Source organism: Niallia taxi, assembly GCF_004005475.1.
Lineage (GTDB): Bacteria > Bacillota > Bacilli > Bacillales > Cytobacillaceae > Niallia > Niallia taxi.
In genome coordinates this window covers 112,658-133,413 of the sequence record NZ_RZTZ01000005.1, presented here as the reverse complement: position 1 = coordinate 133,413, position 20,756 = coordinate 112,658, and the positions used below count along the sequence as shown (strand labels likewise).

The 20,756-nt window shown below is 38.9% G+C and carries 19 protein-coding genes and 1 riboswitch; of the genes, 5 read left to right on the top strand and 14 right to left on the bottom strand.

The window, feature by feature from the left end:
- Window positions 1-229: 229 nt before the first annotated feature.
- From EM808_RS14395 to tenA, 4 genes are read right to left on the bottom strand one after another with little or no spacing between them, the layout of a single operon-like run.
- On the bottom strand, window positions 230-961 hold the full coding sequence (locus EM808_RS14395) for an energy-coupling factor transporter transmembrane component T family protein (RefSeq protein ID WP_127738897.1): 732 nt from the start codon (window positions 959-961) through the stop codon (window positions 230-232).
- On the bottom strand, window positions 927-2,546 hold the full coding sequence (locus tag EM808_RS14390; protein WP_127738896.1) for an ABC transporter ATP-binding protein: 1,620 nt from the start codon (window positions 2,544-2,546) through the stop codon (window positions 927-929). The genes EM808_RS14395 and EM808_RS14390 overlap by 35 nt, the downstream gene beginning before the upstream one ends.
- Complete coding sequence (locus tag EM808_RS14385) at window positions 2,524-3,120, bottom strand: ECF transporter S component (RefSeq protein ID WP_127738895.1); 597 nt, start codon at window positions 3,118-3,120, stop codon at window positions 2,524-2,526. Before EM808_RS14385 ends, EM808_RS14390 begins: the two co-directional genes overlap by 23 nt.
- Window positions 3,120-3,803 carry a thiaminase II gene (gene tenA, locus EM808_RS14380; protein ID WP_127738894.1) on the bottom strand — a complete coding sequence of 228 codons (684 nt, stop codon included), beginning with the start codon at window positions 3,801-3,803 and terminating at the stop codon, window positions 3,120-3,122. Before tenA ends, EM808_RS14385 begins: the two co-directional genes overlap by 1 nt.
- 126 nt (window positions 3,804-3,929) lie before the next feature.
- Window positions 3,930-4,031, bottom strand: a riboswitch (TPP riboswitch).
- Between the two features lie 310 nt (window positions 4,032-4,341).
- Between tenA and EM808_RS14375 the strand changes: the two genes are divergently transcribed.
- The 3 genes from EM808_RS14375 (at window position 4,342) to EM808_RS14365 (ending at window position 8,235) form a co-directional block, all read left to right on the top strand.
- The gene (locus tag EM808_RS14375) at window positions 4,342-5,958 is read left to right on the top strand and encodes a lactate permease LctP family transporter (protein ID WP_127738893.1); all 1,617 of its coding nucleotides are present in this window, start codon (window positions 4,342-4,344) and stop codon (window positions 5,956-5,958) included.
- A 27-nt stretch (window positions 5,959-5,985) separates the two neighbouring features.
- Window positions 5,986-6,933, top strand: a complete 948-nt coding sequence (locus tag EM808_RS14370) for an L-lactate dehydrogenase (RefSeq protein ID WP_127738892.1) — start codon at window positions 5,986-5,988, stop codon at window positions 6,931-6,933.
- 210 nt (window positions 6,934-7,143) lie between these two features.
- Window positions 7,144-8,235: an alpha/beta fold hydrolase gene (locus EM808_RS14365; RefSeq protein ID WP_127738891.1), complete on the top strand. Its 1,092-nt coding sequence runs from the start codon at window positions 7,144-7,146 to the stop codon at window positions 8,233-8,235.
- 40 nt (window positions 8,236-8,275) lie between these two features.
- On the opposite strand, the gene EM808_RS14360 is transcribed toward EM808_RS14365, so the two are convergent.
- Complete coding sequence (locus tag EM808_RS14360) at window positions 8,276-8,614, bottom strand: MGMT family protein (protein ID WP_127738890.1); 339 nt, start codon at window positions 8,612-8,614, stop codon at window positions 8,276-8,278.
- A gap of 113 nt (window positions 8,615-8,727) precedes the next feature.
- Here EM808_RS14360 and EM808_RS14355 point away from each other — a divergent pair, with 113 nt between their 5' ends.
- The gene (locus EM808_RS14355) at window positions 8,728-9,924 is read left to right on the top strand and encodes an NAD(P)/FAD-dependent oxidoreductase (protein WP_127738889.1); all 1,197 of its coding nucleotides are present in this window, start codon (window positions 8,728-8,730) and stop codon (window positions 9,922-9,924) included.
- Between the two features lie 66 nt (window positions 9,925-9,990).
- On the opposite strand, the gene rfbB is transcribed toward EM808_RS14355, so the two are convergent.
- The 8 genes from rfbB to EM808_RS14315 form a co-directional block, all read right to left on the bottom strand.
- Complete coding sequence (gene rfbB, locus EM808_RS14350; protein WP_127738888.1) at window positions 9,991-10,983, bottom strand: dTDP-glucose 4,6-dehydratase; 993 nt, start codon at window positions 10,981-10,983, stop codon at window positions 9,991-9,993.
- A gap of 559 nt (window positions 10,984-11,542) precedes the next feature.
- On the bottom strand, window positions 11,543-12,925 hold the full coding sequence (locus EM808_RS14345) for a DUF4179 domain-containing protein (RefSeq protein ID WP_127738887.1): 1,383 nt from the start codon (window positions 12,923-12,925) through the stop codon (window positions 11,543-11,545).
- Window positions 12,918-13,442, bottom strand: a complete 525-nt coding sequence (locus tag EM808_RS14340) for a sigma-70 family RNA polymerase sigma factor (protein WP_235856620.1) — start codon at window positions 13,440-13,442, stop codon at window positions 12,918-12,920. The genes EM808_RS14345 and EM808_RS14340 overlap by 8 nt, the downstream gene beginning before the upstream one ends.
- 112 nt (window positions 13,443-13,554) lie before the next feature.
- On the bottom strand, window positions 13,555-14,262 hold the full coding sequence (locus tag EM808_RS14335; RefSeq protein WP_127738886.1) for an ABC transporter ATP-binding protein: 708 nt from the start codon (window positions 14,260-14,262) through the stop codon (window positions 13,555-13,557).
- On the bottom strand, window positions 14,262-15,044 hold the full coding sequence (locus EM808_RS14330) for an ABC transporter ATP-binding protein (protein ID WP_127738885.1): 783 nt from the start codon (window positions 15,042-15,044) through the stop codon (window positions 14,262-14,264). The genes EM808_RS14335 and EM808_RS14330 overlap by 1 nt, the downstream gene beginning before the upstream one ends.
- Window positions 15,034-15,972, bottom strand: coding sequence for a branched-chain amino acid ABC transporter permease (locus EM808_RS14325; protein WP_127738884.1), 939 nt, complete (start codon window positions 15,970-15,972; stop codon window positions 15,034-15,036). Before EM808_RS14325 ends, EM808_RS14330 begins: the two co-directional genes overlap by 11 nt.
- Before the next feature lie 9 nt (window positions 15,973-15,981).
- On the bottom strand, window positions 15,982-16,857 hold the full coding sequence (locus EM808_RS14320; RefSeq protein ID WP_127738883.1) for a branched-chain amino acid ABC transporter permease: 876 nt from the start codon (window positions 16,855-16,857) through the stop codon (window positions 15,982-15,984).
- 87 nt (window positions 16,858-16,944) lie between these two features.
- The gene (locus tag EM808_RS14315; protein WP_182101938.1) at window positions 16,945-18,114 is read right to left on the bottom strand and encodes an ABC transporter substrate-binding protein; all 1,170 of its coding nucleotides are present in this window, start codon (window positions 18,112-18,114) and stop codon (window positions 16,945-16,947) included.
- Between the two features lie 699 nt (window positions 18,115-18,813).
- On the opposite strand from EM808_RS14315, the gene EM808_RS14310 reads away from it, so the two are divergent.
- Window positions 18,814-19,593 (top strand): hypothetical protein, encoded by a 780-nt coding sequence (locus EM808_RS14310; RefSeq protein ID WP_127738882.1) that lies wholly within the window; start codon window positions 18,814-18,816, stop codon window positions 19,591-19,593.
- Between the two features lie 43 nt (window positions 19,594-19,636).
- Here EM808_RS14310 and EM808_RS14305 read toward each other — a convergent pair whose 3' ends face one another.
- Window positions 19,637-20,719: an NAD(P)/FAD-dependent oxidoreductase gene (locus EM808_RS14305; RefSeq protein WP_127738881.1), complete on the bottom strand. Its 1,083-nt coding sequence runs from the start codon at window positions 20,717-20,719 to the stop codon at window positions 19,637-19,639.
- Window positions 20,720-20,756 lie beyond the last annotated feature (37 nt).

Sequence of the window (20,756 nt, the reverse complement as noted above, 5' to 3'; positions counted from 1 at the left end):
GATTTCATAAACATGTATATACAAGTAAACTGTTTACGCTTTCAATTATATGTTGTATATACATGTTGTGTCAATTCTTTTTTCATTAGATTTTTTTTCCATTTTCACGTTAATAAACTATGTTAATTTTCCTTGTAATAAACCTCTTTATGAAAACTTACTACTAAAAAATCCAAGAACTTTAAGGTATCATCCCCTTTTTAGTCCTTGGATTTTTACTTTTTGGCACTTAAAGAAAAACCATCGAAATAGCAAACAAAAGAAGCAGACCGACATAAAGAACGTCTATTGGTGTAATTGCTGTTGTTTTGTAATAGCTTCTGTCCCTGCTTCCGGTAAACCCTCGTGCTTCCATAGCAATCGCCATTCGTTCAGACTTTCGAATAGCATTTGTAAGAAGTGGGATAGCATATCTTTTGAATGACTGCCAGCTTCTTCTTTGCTTATAGCCTCTTATACGGTGCGCATCCTTCAACTGCATAAGCTCTGCTTGAAACATCGGAATACAGCGGAAGCCTGCCAGAAAACCATAAGCCCATTTCGGAGATACCTTTAGCTGGTGGATCAAACTCATCATAAATAAGTGAAGATTAGTAGTTGAGGTAAAGAGTAAGCCGATTGTAACGAAAGCCAGCATTCTTAAGGAAATGGTCAGGCCATTACCGATACTTTCCTCTGTTATCCGAAACCACGCCCACTGCCATATTTCGTTATCTCCCTTCCCGAACGCAGCAAGCATCCAGAAAACAAGCACAAAAAACAAGCAGTAAGGAACCATTACTTTTAATAAATACTTTACTGTCCACCCGCCTATTGCTAACCCTACCAGTAAGAATGCGATCCAGAATAAGAATGTTTTTATTGGGTTTCCTATAAACATGAGCATAACCATAACAATAATATGAGCAATCAGCTTATAGCTCGGATTAATTTGGGACAAGCAGGATTGATTGCTTTCCAAGTAAATACTCCTCCTTCACTGCTCGTTCATAAGCATAATGTAATGGTGGAATAAGTCCGGTTTTCTCCAGCAGCTCGTCATCTGAAAATAAGGAAAAAGGGTGACCATCAAAGCAAAGATTTTTTTCATCAAATAAAAGTACCCTATTTGAATACCAATCAACAATATTCATGTCATGTGTGACCATTACGATTGTTGTCCCACGCGCTTGTTGCTTTTTCAATAAGCTTAACAGCCTCTCTGCCGAGTGCTTATCCTGTCCGAAGGTTGGTTCATCAAGCAAGAGAACTTCCTGATTGAAAAGCAGCATTGTCGCTACACTTAATCTTCTTTTTTGACCAAAGCTTAAGTTAAAAGGGTTCCGGTCTGAATAGTTTAAAAGCCCAAATTCCTTCAGCAGTTCCAATGCTTTTGCTTCAGCTGACTCCCTTCTCACATTTTGCTGTTCTCCGGAGAAAAGTATTTCTTCATAAACTGTTTTAGTGATGAACTGCCATTCTGGATTTTGGAAAACAACTCCGATTTCCTCGTATAACTGGCTCTCCTTCCAGCTTTTCAAATTGATATCCTTGAAAACAATACTGCCCTTGCTGACTTTTTTCAGCTTTGCCAATACCTTTATCAAGCTGCTTTTCCCGCTTCCATTCTTACCTATAATCGAAATCCACTCCCCTTTTCCAAACTGGAAGTTTATATCATGGAGAACGGTCTTCCTTTCATAGGAAATAGTAACAGCCTCTGCAGACATAAGTGAATCATTATTATGCTGTAATGCCTCTTTTTTCAGCTTACTTTGCAAGTACTTTTCGTTTAGTTGCTTACTTAAAGGATGATTCTTGTCACGAATAACTTCAGGCCACTCATATGGATAAACCTCTGGCCGCCATATTCCCGCTTCCTCCATTTGGCTTTTATACTTCGCCAGTATATATTTGGGATGACCGTCACCAATCACTTCGCCATGCTTATTTAACAGGATGACCCGATCCATCCATTCAATGCAGCCATCAAGGACATGCTCCACAAAGATCATTGTTTTCCCAGTCTTAATCGAGAGCTGCTTCAATAGCTTAAATAACTCCTTCCTGCTAGCAGGGTCAAGCTGTGCAGTAGGTTCATCTAAAAGCAGCACGTCAGGCTCTAATGCGAGTACACAAGCTAACGCAAGGCGCTGCTTCATACCTCCTGATAATGCATCGATTTTCGCATGAAGCTCGACCTTAAGTCCGACCATATCCAGCAATGTTTTTATCTTTAAGACCATCTCCTCTGTTGGAACATTTCTATTTTCAAGACTAAAGGCAATTTCCTCATCTACATGCTGCATACAAAACTGCGTATCCGGATCTTGAAACAGGATACCCACGTTCTGCTTTCGGATTACCTCGCCTTTAACCTTTGCCTCTATATGGTCTGGAATGATTCCAGCAAGGACAGACAAAAGTGTCGATTTGCCACTGCCACTCGGACCAAGAATTAACACATTCTCTTCATGCTGGAAATCTATTGAAACCATATTAAGAACAGGCTTCATTTGACCGTAAAACTGGACAGTAAGGTTTTTACATCCTAACAATGAACTCATCGTTATCATCCTTTTGGGTATTCTGTTTATTTATAGCAAAATGATCGAGTGCACCTGTTGCTAATAAAGCATCCACTATGCCTTTCGCGAGTAGCCCGCCAAGCAGCATGCCGCTGATAATTTGAATAATGAATGTCAGCAGCAGTGTGCCAGTTGTATAATATCCGAAGCCATTGGCAATAAGGCTATACAGCATGCTTCCTACTGCCGCCATTGCGCCTGACAGCATTAAAACAGAAACATGATATTGCTTATAGCGAAAGACAGCAAAAGCTAATTCTGCACCAAGTCCCTGCAAGACACCAATCAGCAACGCAGACAATCCGAAGTGACTGCCAGTAAGCAGTTCTACCGCTGCTGCTGCAACTTCAGCAATAAATGCAGCGCCAGGCTTCTGAATGATATAGGCAACAATCGGGCTTGCTATTACCCAAATTCCAAACATAAAGTTAGCTCCAACAGGACCTACTAAAGCAGAAACCGGCAAATATAATGTAGACCAGCCTAAATAGAGGACTCCGCATGCAACAGACAAAACAACCATCAGCACAACTTCTTTTATCTTCCACTCCATTATGCTTTAGCCTCTATCTTCACAGGCCAGTCCTCCAGTGTATACGCCATGTCCCAAAACTTGTATTCCATATGGCAACTTATCAAAAAGTACTCTGTCAGCTTTTGCTTTTGCTGCTCACTTAAGCTTTCAGCCAATTCATCTAGACGTTCACAAAATGTGTCAGTAATACCCATCGACCCGCCCCCATAAAAACGAATCCAATCATGGAAGGGATGGCTTGAGTCTGGCTTTACCTCTTCAAGCAGCCTCTTGCCAATCTCCGCATATGTCCATGGACATGGAAGCAGTACGGCAAGAATATCGGGTATTCCTCCTGACTGAGCCACTGTTAGCATATGACGGATATAATGGTGTGCACTTGGTGATAAGGGGAACCCTTGCAGCTGCTCATATGTAACACCAGCTACTTCACAGAAATTATTATGAGGATGAATCTCACTATGCAGAACAAAGGAAATTTGCTCATTAAACATTTGCATATCCTTTCTGTTATCACACTTGGAAATAGCTGTTCCATAAATTTGCATAAAGGAGTTCAGGTACTCGAAATCCTGCTTCACATAATGGATAAGCTGTTCTGCCTGCAAGTCTCCATTTGCGATTCCTCTTACAAAGGGGTGTGCAAAAATAGCCTCAAAGATTGAATCTGCCTCTTGTCGTAATTGTTTAGAAAAACTCATCACTTATCTCCTCCTTTTTTGTTAATAGGAAAAATAAAGTGACCTTGTTACATTTCAGAACCGCAAAAAGGCCACCCCAAAAATGGAGTGGCCTATAAATAGTCAAATAAAAGCATGTAAACTAAATAGATACCGACTCCACTTTCCTACGCTAGTACGAACTAGATCAGGTTCGAAGGGTCCAAGAACTTCTTGTCTCAGCCTCAATTGGCTCCCCTAGTGGATTTTCCTATTAATTTACCTATACTTTACATAAATAGCTACTAGCTGTCAACTGAGTATTCTAAAAAATCAGACATAAGTACCTTCCAGCTGATCTAGAATATTCAGCATGAAATGGCTAAAAATATAAACAATCTGTTTTATTTTAACAAGGAAGAGAACTGAAATGTTACAAACTAGTGAACAACTTTTCGCCAAGAAAGCGTTTTACATATCGTATTCACAAAACAGACATAATTATGTGATATTTTTCACAAAGTAATCACTATAATGAAATTGTAAACAAAATAATTTATTCCAGAGGAGCTGAGAAAGCATGACAGCATGGAACCAAGTTTATGATCCTTTGAATAATTTATGGATCTCAGCCATCATTGCAGCTATCCCAATCTTATTTTTCATCCTCATGTTGACCGTATTTAAATTAAAAGGATATGTAGCAGGAGCATTGAGTATCCTCGTCGCAGGTATTGTTGCTGTTTTCATATATAAAATGCCTTTTGTTTTTGCACTTATGTCAGCACTATACGGAGCACTCGCCGGCATTTGGCCAGTCGCCTCCATTGTATTCGCAGCAATCTTTCTTTATAAAATTACTGTAAAAACGGGAAAGTTTGCCATTATCGAAAATAGTATTTCTTTTATCACATCAGATCAGCGCTTACAGGTTTTAATTGTCGCATTCTCATTTGGAGCCTTTTTAGAGGGGGCTGCTGGTTTCGGAGCTCCTGTTGCCATAACAGCAGCAATATTAGTTGGACTAGGCTTTAGCCCAATTTATGCAGCAAGTCTTTGCTTAATCGCCAATATTGCCGGAGGAGCATATGGAGCAATGGGAATTCCTGTAACAGTTCCAGCATTGCTAACAGGCCTTGATGGACTGGCAGTCGGCAGATATACAGCCATCATCATTCCCATTCTTGCTATCATCGTCGCATTTCTGCTTATTTTTATCATTGACGGCTGGAAGGGAATCAAGCAAACATATCCGGCAGTGCTTGTGGCTAGTATCTCCTTTGCCATAACACAGGCTGCAGTGCTTTATTTCATTGGTGCTGAACTAGCAAATATTTTCGCCGCAATCATAAGTCTCGTGGCATTAGCACTTTTCTTGCAAAAATGGCAGCCTAAAGAGATTTATCGTGTTAATAAAGAGGGAAAAACAGATAAAACGGTGAAGTACTCTCTATCTGCGATTGCATATGCATGGCTTCCATTTATCTTTTTAACAATCATTGTAACAATATTCAACTTATCTATATTCAAAAACTTGTTTATTACAGATGGGCCATTGGAAAAATTAGTATTCCTTCTTCCAATTCCTTTCTTGAATAATAATGTTATAAAGCTTCCACCTATCGTTCCAGAGGCAACACCATATGCAGCCGTTTTTAAATTTGATTTATTTTCATCTACAACAACAGCTATTGTCATCACCATTATTGTTGCTAGCATATTGTTTAAATGCAGCAAAAAACTGCTTGTGGAAACGACAAAGGAAACAGCAAAAGAGCTTTTAGCACCTGTGCTAACTATTTGCAGTGTCCTTGGATTTGCCTATATCTGTACTTATTCTGGCATGTCTTCTACATTAGGTCTTGCTTTCGCATCAACAGGTGACATATTTCCTTTATTTGCACCTTTGTTAGGTTGGTTAGGAGTTTTCCTAACAGGATCTGTTGTCAACAGTGGCTCCCTATTTGCACCACTGCAAGCTGTCACTGCTACCCAGATTGGAATTGCACCAGAAACAATGGTTGCAGTGAACGTCATTGGCGGTACAATGGCCAAAATGATATCACCCCAGTCTATTGCTGTTGCAGCCGCCGCCGTTGGACTTGCGAGAAGGGATAGCGACTTGTTCAAGGTTACCATCAAATATAGTGTTAGTTTATTAGTATTAGTTGGTCTAGTTAGCTGGATCTTATTTTAAAATAATAATCAAAGAGGAGAATGAATCATGAAAAAACAAAATATCAATCGTGTTGTCTTAATCGGAACTGGAGCAGTTGGATGTAGCTACGCTTATTCATTTATTAATCAAGGTGTTGCAGAGGAACTAGTGCTGATTGATGTGAATGAATTAAGAGCTGAGGGTGAAGCAATGGACTTGAACCATGGTATTCCCTTTGCACCGACTCCTGTGAAAGTATGGAGCGGCCAATATGCTGATTGCCAAAAGGCAGATTTAGTTGTCATCACTGCTGGATTGCCGCAAAAACCAGGTGAAACTCGCCTTGATCTTGTTGCAAAAAACACAGCTATTTTCAAAACAATTGTCAAAAATGTAATGGACAGCGGTTTTAACGGCATCTTCCTTATTGCCACAAACCCTGTAGACATTCTGACATATGTGACTTGGAAAGAATCTAGATTACCTAAAGAAAGGGTAATCGGTTCTGGTACAACACTCGATACTGCCAGATTCCGTTACATGCTTGGCGAATACTTTAATGTCGATACTAGAAACGTTCATGCTGCCATTATTGGCGAACATGGTGATACAGAATTGCCTGTATGGAGTCGCACTACAGTTGGTTTAGAGGAAGTCGAAACATTAATTGCAAAAAACAACAAATACAGTCAAAAGGATCTAGATGATATTTTCGTCAATGTAAGAGACGCAGCATACCATATTATCGAGCGAAAAGGAGCGACCTACTATGGTATCGGAATGTCTCTTGTCCGCATCACGAAAGCTATATTAGGAAACGAAAATTCTATCTTACCAGTATCTGTTCACCTGGATGGACAGTATGGGCATAAAGATGTATATATTGGAGTTCCAGCCGTAATTAATGTGGAGGGGATAAGAGAAGTCCTTGAAATTCCATTAAACCAAGAGGAACAAAAGCAGTTTGACCATTCTGTAAAAGTTTTAAAAGAGACAATGTCTACTGTTATATAAAATCAGATAAAGAAGATTTGGTCTCCATTGCGCTTAGCATTGGAGGTCTTTATCTGTTATAGTTTCCAAAAAAAATGACCATGCTATTTAGAAACTGTCCACGTGAGACCTTTGTGAAAAGCTGGAAAAGTTATTGTCTGTTTGATTTTATTCTGGTAATGTCTAGGAGGAATACATTTTAATAACCATTAAATAAGGAGGGACAACCAATTGCCGAAAATAAATTTCATAACAATATTGGATATGTTCCTCCTTCTTCTTTTTATCCTATTGCTGTTCAGGTGGATACTAGCAAATTCGATACGCCGAAAGCATAGAATTCACTCACAGCATGGGATTGATCAAGAGGTGATAATGGAGATAGGCGGTATCCAGCAATATCTTTATATAAGAGGACAAAATAGCAGCAATCCTATTATTCTTTTTCTTCATGGCGGTCCAGGTACACCAATGACGCCAGTGCTGCATAAATACCAATATGGCTGGGAATATGATTATACAGTTGTGAACTGGGATCAGCGCAATACTGGCAGAACTTATTTCCTTAACAAGAAAAAGGCAGACACAATTATTGCTTCTCTCACTGCAGACCAGGTTGTGGAGGATATTCATGAAATTGTCCTGTATCTCTCCAAACGATTTAATCAGGATAGAATCATCATTATGGGTCACTCATGGGGAACGACGATTGGAAGTCTATTTGTGCAGCGCTATCCTGAGCTGACAAAAGCTTATATTGGTATTTCTCAAATCGTCCAATTAAATGATGGGGCAGCACTTATGGCTGCGGAAATCCGAAAAAAAGCTCTCGTACAAGGAGCAAATAAGGATGCGGAAATACTAGAGCGCCTGCAAAAAGGGCTCCATGACAGCTTAAAGGCGACAGAAGCAGCCGTTGTTAAAATGTACAAAATAGCAAAAAATTATATTTCATATATGTCTGATTCCTTTGCCTTTTTAAAGGCCGGGGCAGTGTCTCCCTATTTTTCTTTAAGACACTTAAGCTATTTTCTAAGGAAGGAAAAACTTCAGGCACCCTTATCCGAATACGCAATAAAGCATGATATTAGAGAGCAATCTTCAAGCTATTCTGTACCTGTCATATACATTGTAGGGCAGTATGACTTACATTTTAAGTATTTATTTGAACAATACTACCCGCTTATTAAGGCACCATATAAAAACATGATTTCCATCGCAAACGCAGGACATAATGTCATGATGGATAAGCCTGATCAATTCAGCCAGGCTTTACAGAAGGGCTTACGAGAAATGAACAAGGTCACATTAATGGAACATTGAGACTCCAAAACAACTAAGTTTTGGAGTTTTTTCGCCTTCTTTATTCCTCAAAATAGTCTCTTTCCCATTCTTCGAGGGGGAAATACTGATATTTATTCAGCTCCAATTCACCTTCTCTATAAAAAATGACGCCCTCTTCCTCAAGAAGATGCTTCTGAAGTGAACTTCCTTCCTCGGCTTTTATTACTATGGCTCCTTTTGCATTAACTACTCGATGCCAAGGAAGCTGGTATTTTTGGCTGGAGCTGTGCAGTATTCTTACCACTTGCCTCGCACCTCTCGGGCTTCCAGCTATTCTTGCAATTTGTCCATAAGTCATTACTTTCCCTGTTGGAATCGATTGAATGATTTCTATTACCTTTATTGTAAATGGTGTCATATCTTCTGCCTCTTTACTTAATTTTTTGATTAGTAAAATTGAAAATTTTAGGACATGCTAATTTAGATTGGTTTTAATAGTATCAGATTAAAACATGAGAGGGGAAATAAGCAATGAAATTGCAATCCGGAAACTACTATTGGCCAACTACCTTCCCTGAAGCCCCTGCGTATCCTAGTCTTGGCGAGAATATAAGCTGTGATGTTCTTATTATAGGTGCAGGCAGCTCTGGTGCCCAATGTGCCCATTACTTAAAGGATACGGGACTGAAGGTTGCGGTAGTCGACAAACGGAGAGTAGGGGAAGGCAGCACCACAACAAACACAGCACTTATTCAGTATCTTGGCGATAAGATGCTTTTTGAGCTTGTGAACAGCTTTGGGGAAGATATGGCTATAAGGCATTTGAAATTATGTGAAGAGGCGATCAATGACATAGAAGGTGCGGCAAATGACCTTGATATAGCCTCTGACTTTAAACGGAGAGACAGCCTTTATTATGCAAGCTACCCAGAGGATATCGAAAAATTAGAAAAAGAGTATGCTTATCTTCAAAAGCATGGTTTTCAGGCAGTTTTGCTTTCCGAACAGGAAATAAAAGAAAAATACGGTTTCGGGAAATACAAGGCACTTTATACGTATAATGATGCTGAGCTTAACCCATTTAAATTCAATCATGCTCTAATCGATGGTGCGGCAAAAAAAGGGGTAGCAATTTATGAGAACACGAGGATCAATGGTAAGAAGCTAGAAAATAATCAGGCAGTCTTATACACAGACAAAGGCCATTCTATTACTGCAAAGCATGTGATCTTCGCTGCAGGCTATGAAAATCTTGAATTTAGAAATGAAAAAAACAGTGTGCTGGCAAGCTCCTATGCTGTCGTTACAAACCCCGTTGAGGATTTCTCAAGCTGGCATAAGCGGACATTGATTTGGGAAACAGCCCGCCCTTACATCTATATGAGAACAACGCTTGATAACCGCATTATTATTGGCGGCTTTGACGAAAATACAGCGAATGCCGATAAGCGAGATTCAAAAATCATCAGTCGGAAAGAAAAGCTTATCAAAGAATGTAAAAAGCTATTTCCTGAACTGGACATCCACGCTGAATATTATTTAGGTGCCTTTTATGGAGGAACACATGATGGACTGCCGTTAATTGGTGAATATGAGGAGTTTCCAAACTGTTATTTTTTGATGGCTTATGGAGATAATGGTCTTGTCTACAGTATGGCATTAGCGAAGATACTTCGTGATGTAATCACAAAAGGCAGCCATCCTGACCTATCCATCTATCAGCGGTAAATAATGGAGAAGCACACTTTTATACCTTTTAGTGTGCTTTACTAAAAACCAATAGTTACCTGATTTCTAATCATTTTTGCTGCCCACATGTATTTCCTTCAAAGGACGCCACCATGATTCATTTGTTAAATACCAATCTACCGTCTCTTTCATACCGGCAGCAAACGTATTGACAGGCCTCCAGCCAAGCTCCTTTTCTACCTTCATAGGATCAATAGCATAACGGTAATCATGGCCTGGACGGTCTTCCACATACTTTAGCCTGTCTTCTGGAAGGTTCAACCTATCCATGATAAGATGGGCTATTTCATTATTGGTCATTTCTGTTCTTCCGCCTATATTATATACTTCTCCCTTTTTTCCTTGTCGCAGCACACAGTCAATGGCAGCACAATGATCCTTAACATGAATCCAGTCACGAATATTTTCTCCGTCTCCATAAACAGGGAGAATCTCCCCATCAATACCATTTGTAATGAGTAACGGAATTAGTTTTTCTGGAAATTGGTATGGCCCATAATTATTAGAACATCTTGTTATAATCACATCTAAACCATATGTCTTATAGTAAGAACGCACAAGCAAATCACTTGCCGCCTTGCTTGCTGCATAAGGACTATTCGGCGCAATCTGGCTATTCTCTGTGAAATAACCCTCCTTGCCAAGACTGCCATAAACTTCATCTGTCGAGATATGAATGAACCTGTCAACCCTTTTCTCCTTTGCTGCCTCCAATAAAGTCAATGTTCCTTGCACATTTGTTTCCACAAAGGCACCTGGATTAACAATGCTTCTGTCAACATGGGACTCTGCTGCAAAGTTGATAATAGCTTCTATGTTATGAACATCCAGCAAATGAGTGATAAGCTCAAAATTTGTAATGCTGCCTCGGACAAAATGATGGTGAGGATTATTTTCGAAATCAGCTAAGCTATTAAAATTGCCTGCATATGTCAGTAAGTCCAGATTAACGATATTCATATCAGAATATGTATCAAGCATATAGCGGATGAAATTACTGCCAATGAACCCAGCACCGCCTGTTACGAGTATATTCATGTTATATCCTCCTGTTAGAAGTTATTTATGCAAGTACCTGCATAGATAACTAAGAAATCATAATTATTTATGTAAACGAATACAGAATATCTACTGTATATAATACATGGACATTGTACGTTATGGTATATATCAAACTATTACTGAGTAAATTTTCTTACTTAATCTTCAATTAACCTGAGATTTGACTTACAAATAAAGAGGCTGGGTCAAATCAAAAGATAACCTTCTAAACACGAATAATAAAATTACAATAAATCTGAAAAATGAAGATTGTGTCTAAATAAAATTTTGAGTGAAAGTTAGTTCGTTTCTTTGCGCTGCACCCTCTCGCTTTCCGCGGGGAGGAAGATGAGCCTCCTCGTCTTCGCCTGCGGGGTCTCATCCTTTCCTCTATTCCCGCAGGAGTCGAGTGGCCTCCGCTCCATTCCACTAAAATTTCTAATTTTTTGTATTTAAACTAAAAACAAAACAAAAACCGAACTATTAAATCGTAATTGATTAAGTAGTTCGGTCTTTACACTGGTTCACATACTTATGTCCCAGCCTCTTTTTAAGGTTATTTTCTCAATTCAACAGTAAAAGGCTCAAGCTTAACTGAGTTGAAATACATAGAAAAATTAATACTGAGGACTGTTTCTGTCAGTTTAAAATCTTCTATCTTTTCCTCCCCGTTTAAATCAAATACAGATTGAAAATGAAGCTTTTCTCTATCTAATATCTTAAGTTTATTTCTTGAGACGGAATGCCCCTCTGGCGGGAAGGGATTGTCTTCATCTATATCCTTTACATGCTTTTTATCAACCAGTGTCAAGTCATATCCTAAGTTATTAACTAAATCTGATCTAGACGCTTTATCTAAAGTTCCTGTTATATTGTAGTCTAATATCAGCTTGTCTTTTTCTTGTTTAACACTATTTACATGAAGTGCTAAATCTGTCCTTTTACTTGCCAATACAAATCCAGATTCACTCATATCGTGATATAAAGTGTCTTCAGATCTGTCAAGCACTGGATAGAAGGTTATAGAATTCGCCTCTTTATCTAAAATATTTAATTGGGAGGTAAAAGTCTCTATTGCATCTTCAGAAGAATCATCAACTAAAAATGAATTGATACCAGTAAACAGTTCATTCCCCTTATCATCAACCGCTTTTGACAAATATACCTTATTATTTTCATCTGGACTTGCTATGCTGTAAATTAATATCGGAGTCTCTGGTCCCTCTAGTATTCTCTTTGTTTCTATGTAACTCCCATACTCGAAGGCCTCCTTATGAGCAAATTCAACTTCTGTGAATTCCCTTTGTTCAACAGGTACAGAAAACTTCCAATCTCCTTTAACCCCATTAATATAATGAATAGTTACCGGCAGCACCATGTTCTCCTTTATATCCTCGTATGGATAATTCATTGTCCAATGAAATTCAAACCCATCCTTAATTTGATTGAAACTTTCTGATTTCATATTAATCCATGGATCTTCATCCCCCTTGTAATTCTCAAAGTTCATATCAAAGCTTATTTCATCTGGTTCATTTGCCGGCCATTTGCCTTTTTTGTAGACTTCTCCTACGATTGTCACTTGAAAGCCGTCAAAATAAGCACTCGTTACCTTTAATGTCACCCCATTTTTAGTAATAGTCTCATTTAGGTTAGTAACCATATCCTCTTCTGCCAGCTTCATACCAAGCTTGTCGTCAAACTTTTTATACAGCTCTCCTAATATTGGCGTTTTCGCTAACACTTGATTGGCTGTAGGGCTAACGAAGCCTGAACCGATAATGAGTGTTGCAGCTGCTGCTGTAAGAGCCCCGATAATCATCCGTTTTTTCCTACGTGGTTTTTCAGCTTGTTTAATTCCTTGGGAAATTGCCTGAAACACTGCCTCCTTCGGCACCTCGATGGAGTCTACTTCTTTTATCCACTTCTCTTTATCCATGGATCATCTCCTCCTTTAAGCATTTTCTTAACGCCTGTTTTCCTCTGCTTAAATTTGTCTTGACCGTTCCTTCCGGCAGCTCCATTACTTCACTAATCATTTTGATTGAATAGTCATGGTAATAAAAAAGGATGAGGGTTGTCCGAAAGCTTTCTTTAAGCTCCTTAATTGCATCCATTAGCTCGTATGCCGGTTCTGTGCTTCGTGATGTTTGTTTTGAAAGAATTTCATCTGTTAGTGGAATGACATCTTTTCTTTGTCTATAATGGTTCATTGCACAATGAATCACTATTTTTGTCAGCCATGTCATGAAATACTCTGGCTTCTTTAATGATTTAATTGATCTGAACGCTTGATATGCCGTCTCTTGGACTATATCTAAGCTGTCTTCCTTATTTTGTACATATAAATAGGCATTCCTGTATAATTGCTCATAATGTTTTTGGAGCAGCAGTTCCAAAGCCTTGCTGTTTCCTTTTATTGCTTTTTTAACAAGCACTATATCTCTATCCTTCAATCTTCATCTTCCCCCTTCCCTTATTAGTGAAAAAAGAGCACAAAAAAGTTTCATTTTTTTACTTCTCCCCATAAAAAAAAGCCGCCTCGCTAAAGGCAGCTTACCAAAATCATCAATGCCCGCCAAGATAGGCTTGCTTTAAGTCGTCACTTTCTTGCAGCTCAGCAGCTGTGCCTGACAGCACAACCTTGCCTGTTTCGATGACATAGCCTCTGTCTGCAATCGACAGAGCCATATTGGCGTTTTGTTCTACTAATAAAATGGTTGTTCCACTTTGATTTATTTCCTGAATTACTTTAAATATTGTCTTAACGAACAGGGGAGCTAAGCCCATGGATGGTTCATCAAGCAATAATAGCTTTGGTCTTGCCATGATAGCTCTTCCCATCGCAAGCATTTGCTGCTCACCGCCTGAAAGCGTTCCAGACAATTGCTTTTTCCGTTCCTGTAATCTTGGAAACACCTCATATACCTTGTCTAGGTCTTTTTTTATCTCATTTTTATCACTACGCAAATAGGCGCCTAATTCAAGATTTTCTTCAACTGTCATGTTGGCGAAAACTCTGCGTCCTTCTGGTACGTGGGAAATACCTGCTTTAACAATTGTTTGCGCAGCTTTTCCTGAAATAGGCTTACCCAAATACTGGATGCTGCCCTTTTTCGGTTTTAACAGTCCTGACAATGTTTTGAGAAGGGTGCTTTTTCCTGCACCATTCGCTCCGATAAGTGTTACAATTTCTCCTTCGTTCACCTCGAGGCTGACTCCCTTTAATGCTTGGATATTTCCATAATAAACATTGATGTCTTCTACTTTCAGCATTATTCTGAAACCTCCTCGCCTAAATATGCCTCAATTACCTTTGGATGATTGCGGATTACATCAGGAGTTCCTGCTGCTATCAGCTGTCCGTGATCCAAAACATAGATGCGCTCACAGATTCCCATAACAAGCGGCATATCATGCTCAATCAAAAGGATTGTTAAGTCAAACTGCTTTCTAATAAATGCGATCAGCTCCATGAGCTCATGTGTTTCTTGAGGATTCATGCCGGCTGCAGGCTCATCAAGCAAAAGTAATTTAGGTCCTGCAGCAAGTGCTCTGGCAATTTCCAGTCTCCGCTGTTGGCCGTACGGCAGGTTTTTTGCCTTTTCATCCTTATAACGTTCAAGCTGAAAGATTTTCAGGAACTCAATCGACTTTTCCTCCATTTCCTTCTCACCAGCAAAATGGGAAGGAAGACGAAGGATGCTGCTTATCATGGAATGCTTCGCTAAGGAATGATAAGCAACCTTCACATTATCAAGGACAGTTAACTCATTGAAAAGACGAATATTCTGGAAGGTTCTGCTGATACCACGTCTTGTTACTTGGAATGGCTTTAAACCCGTCAGCTTCTTCCCATCAAACACAATTTCTCCTTCTGTTGGTGCATACACACCTGTTAGCATGTTGAAGGTTGTTGTTTTTCCTGCACCATTCGGTCCTATTAAGCCAATCAATTCGCCACGGTTAAGCTCTATATTAATCTCTGATACTGCCTTTAGACCGCCAAATTGAATACCTGCACCCTTCACTTGCAATAGCGCTGTATTATTTGTCATTTGAGCCGCCTCCTTTCCGCTTGAATAAATCAGTGATTTCCATTGTACCCATCAATCCTTTCGGACGATACAGCATCACAATAACAAGAACAAGGCTGTAAATAATCATCCGTGTTGATGGATAGTCCTGCAGAAATGTTGAAATAATCGTTAAGAAGACAGCTGCTATCACGGAACCGGACAAGCTTCCTAATCCGCCTAAAACAACATAAATAAGAATGTCAAAGGACTTTAAAAAACCAAAGTTGGTTGGACTGATAATATAGAAATTATGTGCCTGTAAGGCCCCTGCAACTCCTGCGAATAAAGAGCCAATAGCAAATGCAGCAACTTTATAATAAGTTGTGTTTATTCCCATTGCGTCTGCTGCAATCTCATTTTCTCTAATGGAGATTGCGGCACGGCCATGCCGAGAGTTCGTAAAGTTTACAATGACCAAAACAGTGATGAACAAGCAAATAAATGCATATGTCCATGTTGTTAAGTGAGAAACCTGCATACCAGCAGCTCCACCAACATAATCAATATTTAAAAAGAATATACGAATAATTTCTGCAAATCCGAGTGTGGCAATCGCTAAATAATCTCCTCTTAATCTCAAGGTCGGAATTCCAACCAATAATCCAGCTAAAGCAGCAACAACGCCACCTGCTATAATTGCTACAGGGAAAGGAAGCTGTAATTTCATCGTTACAATTGCTGATACATACGCACCAACAGCAAGGAACCCGGCATGTCCAATAGAGAACTGACCAGTTATCCCAATTACAAGATGCAAACTAACCGCCAGCATAATATTGATTGCTGTTAAGATAATCATATTACTGTATACAGAATCAATTACTTGATATGTTATTAAATATTGGATTACACTGTAGGCAATAATGGAAAGCACCAAAAACACCCAAAAACTTTTTGATTTTTTCATCGTTCTCACCTACACTTTCTCTTTCGTATTCTTGCCTAAAATGCCTGCAGGCCTGAAGATAAGAATCAAAATTAAAATGATAAATGCAGCAGCATCTCTCCAAAGGGAGAAGCCCAATGCACTTACAATCGTTTCAACAAGGCCTAATATAAGCCCTCCGATCATTGCTCCTGGTATGATGCCGATACCGCCTAGTACTGCAGCAACGAACGCCTTCAAGCCTGGAATGACTCCCATCAATGGTTCAATTTTTGTATAATATGCACCGAAGATAACTCCGGCAGCACCTGCTAATGCCGATCCGATCGCAAACGTAGCAGAAATAGTTCTGTCTACATTTATTCCCATAAGTCTTGCTGCATCCATATCGTGAGAAACGGCACGCATTGCTTTTCCTGTTTTTGTTTTATGAACGATAAATTGCAATATAAGCATTAATGTTACAGATGTTCCCAGGATTAATAATGACTTGCTGCTGATTTGAGCACCAAAGAAATCAAAAGTTTTTGTTGGCAATACATTCGGGTAAGCAACAAGACCAGCTCCCCTAAAGTAAATAAATACATATTCTATTAATAAGGATACGCCGATAGCTGTAATTAACGCCGCTATCCTCGTAGCATTACGAAGCCTCTTGTAAGCAATTCTTTCAATGATTACTCCGAAAACAGCACAAGCTGCCATCGATACAAGCAAGGCCGGAAAGAAGCTAAGCCCCCATCCAGTAATCGAATAAAAGCCAATAAAGGCGCCAATCATAAAGACATCTCCATGGGCGAAGTTTATCAGTTTAATAATTCCGTAAACCATTGTATAACCTAATGCAATAAGTGCGTAAATGCTGCCAAGAGAGATGCCGTTGACAAGCTGCTGTATCCATTCCATGTTCTCTCACTCCTTTTTCCAAAACTAACCTTTTTTTCTCCTAAAATATAAAAATAGGGAGGATGCTCCCCCCCATTTTTTGAACTATTAAGGATTAACCTTTGAGTTGAAGACTTGCTTTCCATCCTTATATTCAAGCACTGTTGCCGATTTGATTGGGTTATGATTTTCATCAATTGTAACTACACCAGTAATCAAGGACAGGTCTTTTGTTTCAGCTAATGCATCTTTCACTTTTTCTGAATCTGTGCTTCCAGCTCTTTCCATAGCATCCTTCAATAAGTATACAGAGTCATAGCCAAGTGCATTGAATGCGTCAGGGCTCTTGCTGTACTTGTCATTAAACGCTGTAACGAATTTTTGAATGCTTTCATCTGGATCTTCAGAAGAGTAATGGTTTGTGATATATGTGTTGTTTAAGTTTTCTGCACCAGCAAGTTCGATAAGCTTCGGTGAATCCCAGCCGTCAGCTCCCATAAATGGAACAGTGATACCCATTTCACGAGCTTGCTTGATAATTAGTCCAACCTCTTCATAATAACCTGGGATAAATACGAACTCTGGTTTTTTCGCTTTAATATTTGTCAGTGTTGAGCTGAAATCTGTATCCTTTGCCACATAAGCTTCTTCTGATACAATTTCTCCGCCATTTGCTTCAAATGTTTCTTTAAACGCAGCCGCTAAACCTTTCGCATAGTCGCTGGCACTGTCAGCAAAAATTGCCGCTTTTTTAATATTCAGTTTTTCTGAAGCGAAGTTAGCTGCTACATTTCCTTGGAACGGATCGATAAAGGATGTTCTGAATGCATAATCATTTACAGAGCCATCATCATTTACCGTCACATTTGGAGCCGTTCCTGATGGAGTAAGCAATACTGTCTTTTTATCATTTGCAATTTGTACTTGAGCAACTGTATCGCCGCTTGTTGCAGCACCGATAATTGCAGATACTTTATCTTGATCAATTAGTTTAAGAGCTCCATTTGTTGCTTCAGTAAGATCTGATTTATTATCAACCTTTACTGGGACGATTTTTTTGCCGTCGATTCCGCCGTCTGCATTGATTTCTTCAATTGCCAAATCAATACCGCTTTCTAACGACTGTCCATAGGATGCTACCTGGCCAGAAAGCTCCAAGTTAACACCGATTTTTATTTCATCACTGCTAGCGCCGCCTTCACCTTTTGGACTACATCCAGCCAAGATTCCTGCCGCTAAAGCAGATGTTGCTAACAAATAACTAAGCTTCTTTTTCATGTTTGAATCCCCCATTTTGTTTAAGTATTCCGAAAATAACAAAATCTCCAAAGCTCTTTCTCTATTTCTTTGAAACATATTTGCTATTCTAGTACACTGCTGTCTTTGCTGTCCAGTATAATTTTTAACTAGTTCAACAAATCTGAAAATTTGTGACAGTTTTGTTTCTAAATAGCTTTACTTCCCTCTTATCGGCACTTTCTATCATTTCATTAGCATTCGATTATTCATATTCACCAAAAGTTTTTTGAATAATTTTACTAATGTGATTATTATATTAACCGCATTTCTATATATAAAGCAATACCCTGATTATGCCAAACTCATGTAATGTTTATTAACACATAACGTTATTTAAGTCTTTTTTTACACAAAAAAACGGGAAATTTCTACAATTCTCTACTCCTATAACAAAAATACCGACGAAATATTAACATAAGTTTTAATGCATTTTTAAAATTCACTTGAAGATAATCTGCTTTTTCCTATAAATATAAAGATACTATGCTAAAATATTAACTTACTAATATATTCAGTAAATTTCATTCGGGAACCTTAATTTGTAACATCTCATTACATATTCTATGAATAGGCCTGCTTCCTATTCTATTATTTTTTTAAAGTTTTTTTAAAATTTACTCATTTTTTTGTGAGGATAGGGAATAAAAAAGTAACAAGAAAAAAGAAGGGAGAATTAATATGAAGATTTTTCCCATAATGGTCACAGGTACTCTCCTTTTTCTCACAAGCTGTAACGCAAACGAACAGGCTAATAACGACAGGGTGTCTGCTGACAGCAATCAAGTACAGGCAGAGCAAACTACGAACAAGCCTGCTGCTTCACAGGACAATACAAATAGTGAATGGATAGCTGACGTCAAGAACCAGCTAAAAATGCAAGAGGCGGTACTACCACAAACCGTTCCGGTAGCAACCGGTAATTATGTGGCCGTTAATATCAACGATAACACAGAGGAAAGCTATAATGTCAGCTTCTATTCTTCTGAAACAAAGAAGGATATAAATGATCCTTCCTTAACATCAAAGGAAAATGTACAGCCACTGGCAAAATTTTCAGCCAATGTTAACAGTGAAGCTAGTAATACGTTCCCAACATTCAACGAGAAGGATATTCCAGAGGATATGTCTGTCGATTTAGGATACGGTATTAAAGGAATGATAGAGGGTGCTGCTGGAAGCACTTATCTACAATGGAAGGAAGGCAGATGGGTTATGCAAGTTAAAACCGTTTCTGCTGACAATCGGGATATAGAAACAGTCGGCAAGGAAATGGTTGAATATTTAGAGTCCCATTCTCTCCCTGCACCAAATGATAATGGCTTTGTTGAGGTTAGTTATCCAGCTGGAGAAGACAAAGCTGAAACACGGATAACTTGGGAAGACGGAAACACTATTTACGAACTAACGACATCAGGAGAGCCAGTTGATGCATTAGAAACGGCCGTTTCTGTAGAATAAAAAAAAATCCGCTGTCACTGACAGTGGATTTTTTTATTTTTATTTATATTTTTACCTTCATTTGTGTACAATCGTCACACTGCATCATATTTTTAACAATATCTTTATTGCGTTCTTTAAATACTTCGTTATGAGAGGAAACCATTCCGCTTGTATTAGCCTCAGGCTGAATAAACAGCTTTGCCTTATTTACTGCGTTCGCTGCATCTTGGAAAGCACCTGCAATTAAATGAACCTTTCCATCATGCTTCAAAATATCTCCAGCAGCAAAAAGTCCTGCAACAGATGTCTCGCTATTAGCCGTACCTGAAATATAATATTCTTCGCGCATCACTATATCTAATTCACTGTTCTTCAATAAAGAGGAATCCATTTCATAACCATGATTAATGACAACTTCATCAACATCGAGCAGTGCTGTTTCTTCAGTCTGGTCATTTGTTACTTCAACTGAATCAATTGTATCATGACCATCCTTCGCGATAAGCTTCGTGATAGAAGTATGGAACAAGATTTCTACCTTACTATCCATAAGCTGTGTCGCTTTAGCCTCATGTCCTCTAAAGCTGTCTTTTCGGCATGTTATATATACTTTTTTCGCAACTGGCTCTAGTTCAAGTGCCCAATCTATTGCTGAATTGCCTCCACCTGAGATAACTACCGTTTTATCCTTGAATTGCAGCAGTGATTTAACAGTATAGTTCAGGTTAGAAACCTCGAATCTTTCAGCACCTTCTATTTTTATTTTTTGAGGGGTAAGTATGCCGCTGCCCACCGCAACAATTACTGTTTTCGAATAGTGCAGCTCACCATTGGCTGATTCTAATATAAAACATCCTTCCGCGTTTTTGCGTATGGATGTAATCTTTGTATTTAAGGCAACTTCCGGATTAAATGTCAATCCTTGCTGCACAAGTTGTTCTCTTAGCTTTTCTCCTGGAAGTGGCGTAACGCCGCCTACATCCCAAATCATCTTTTCAGGATACAGATGGAGCTTTCCTCCCAAATGCGGCAAAAATTCAACGATTTTTGTCTTCATTTCTCTTAAACCACTATAAAAAGCAGAGTAAAGTCCTGCTGGTCCACCACCAATAATCGTCACATCGAATATTTCTGTATTTTCCATATCACTTCACTCCTATGGTTTGGGATTAAATTTAAAT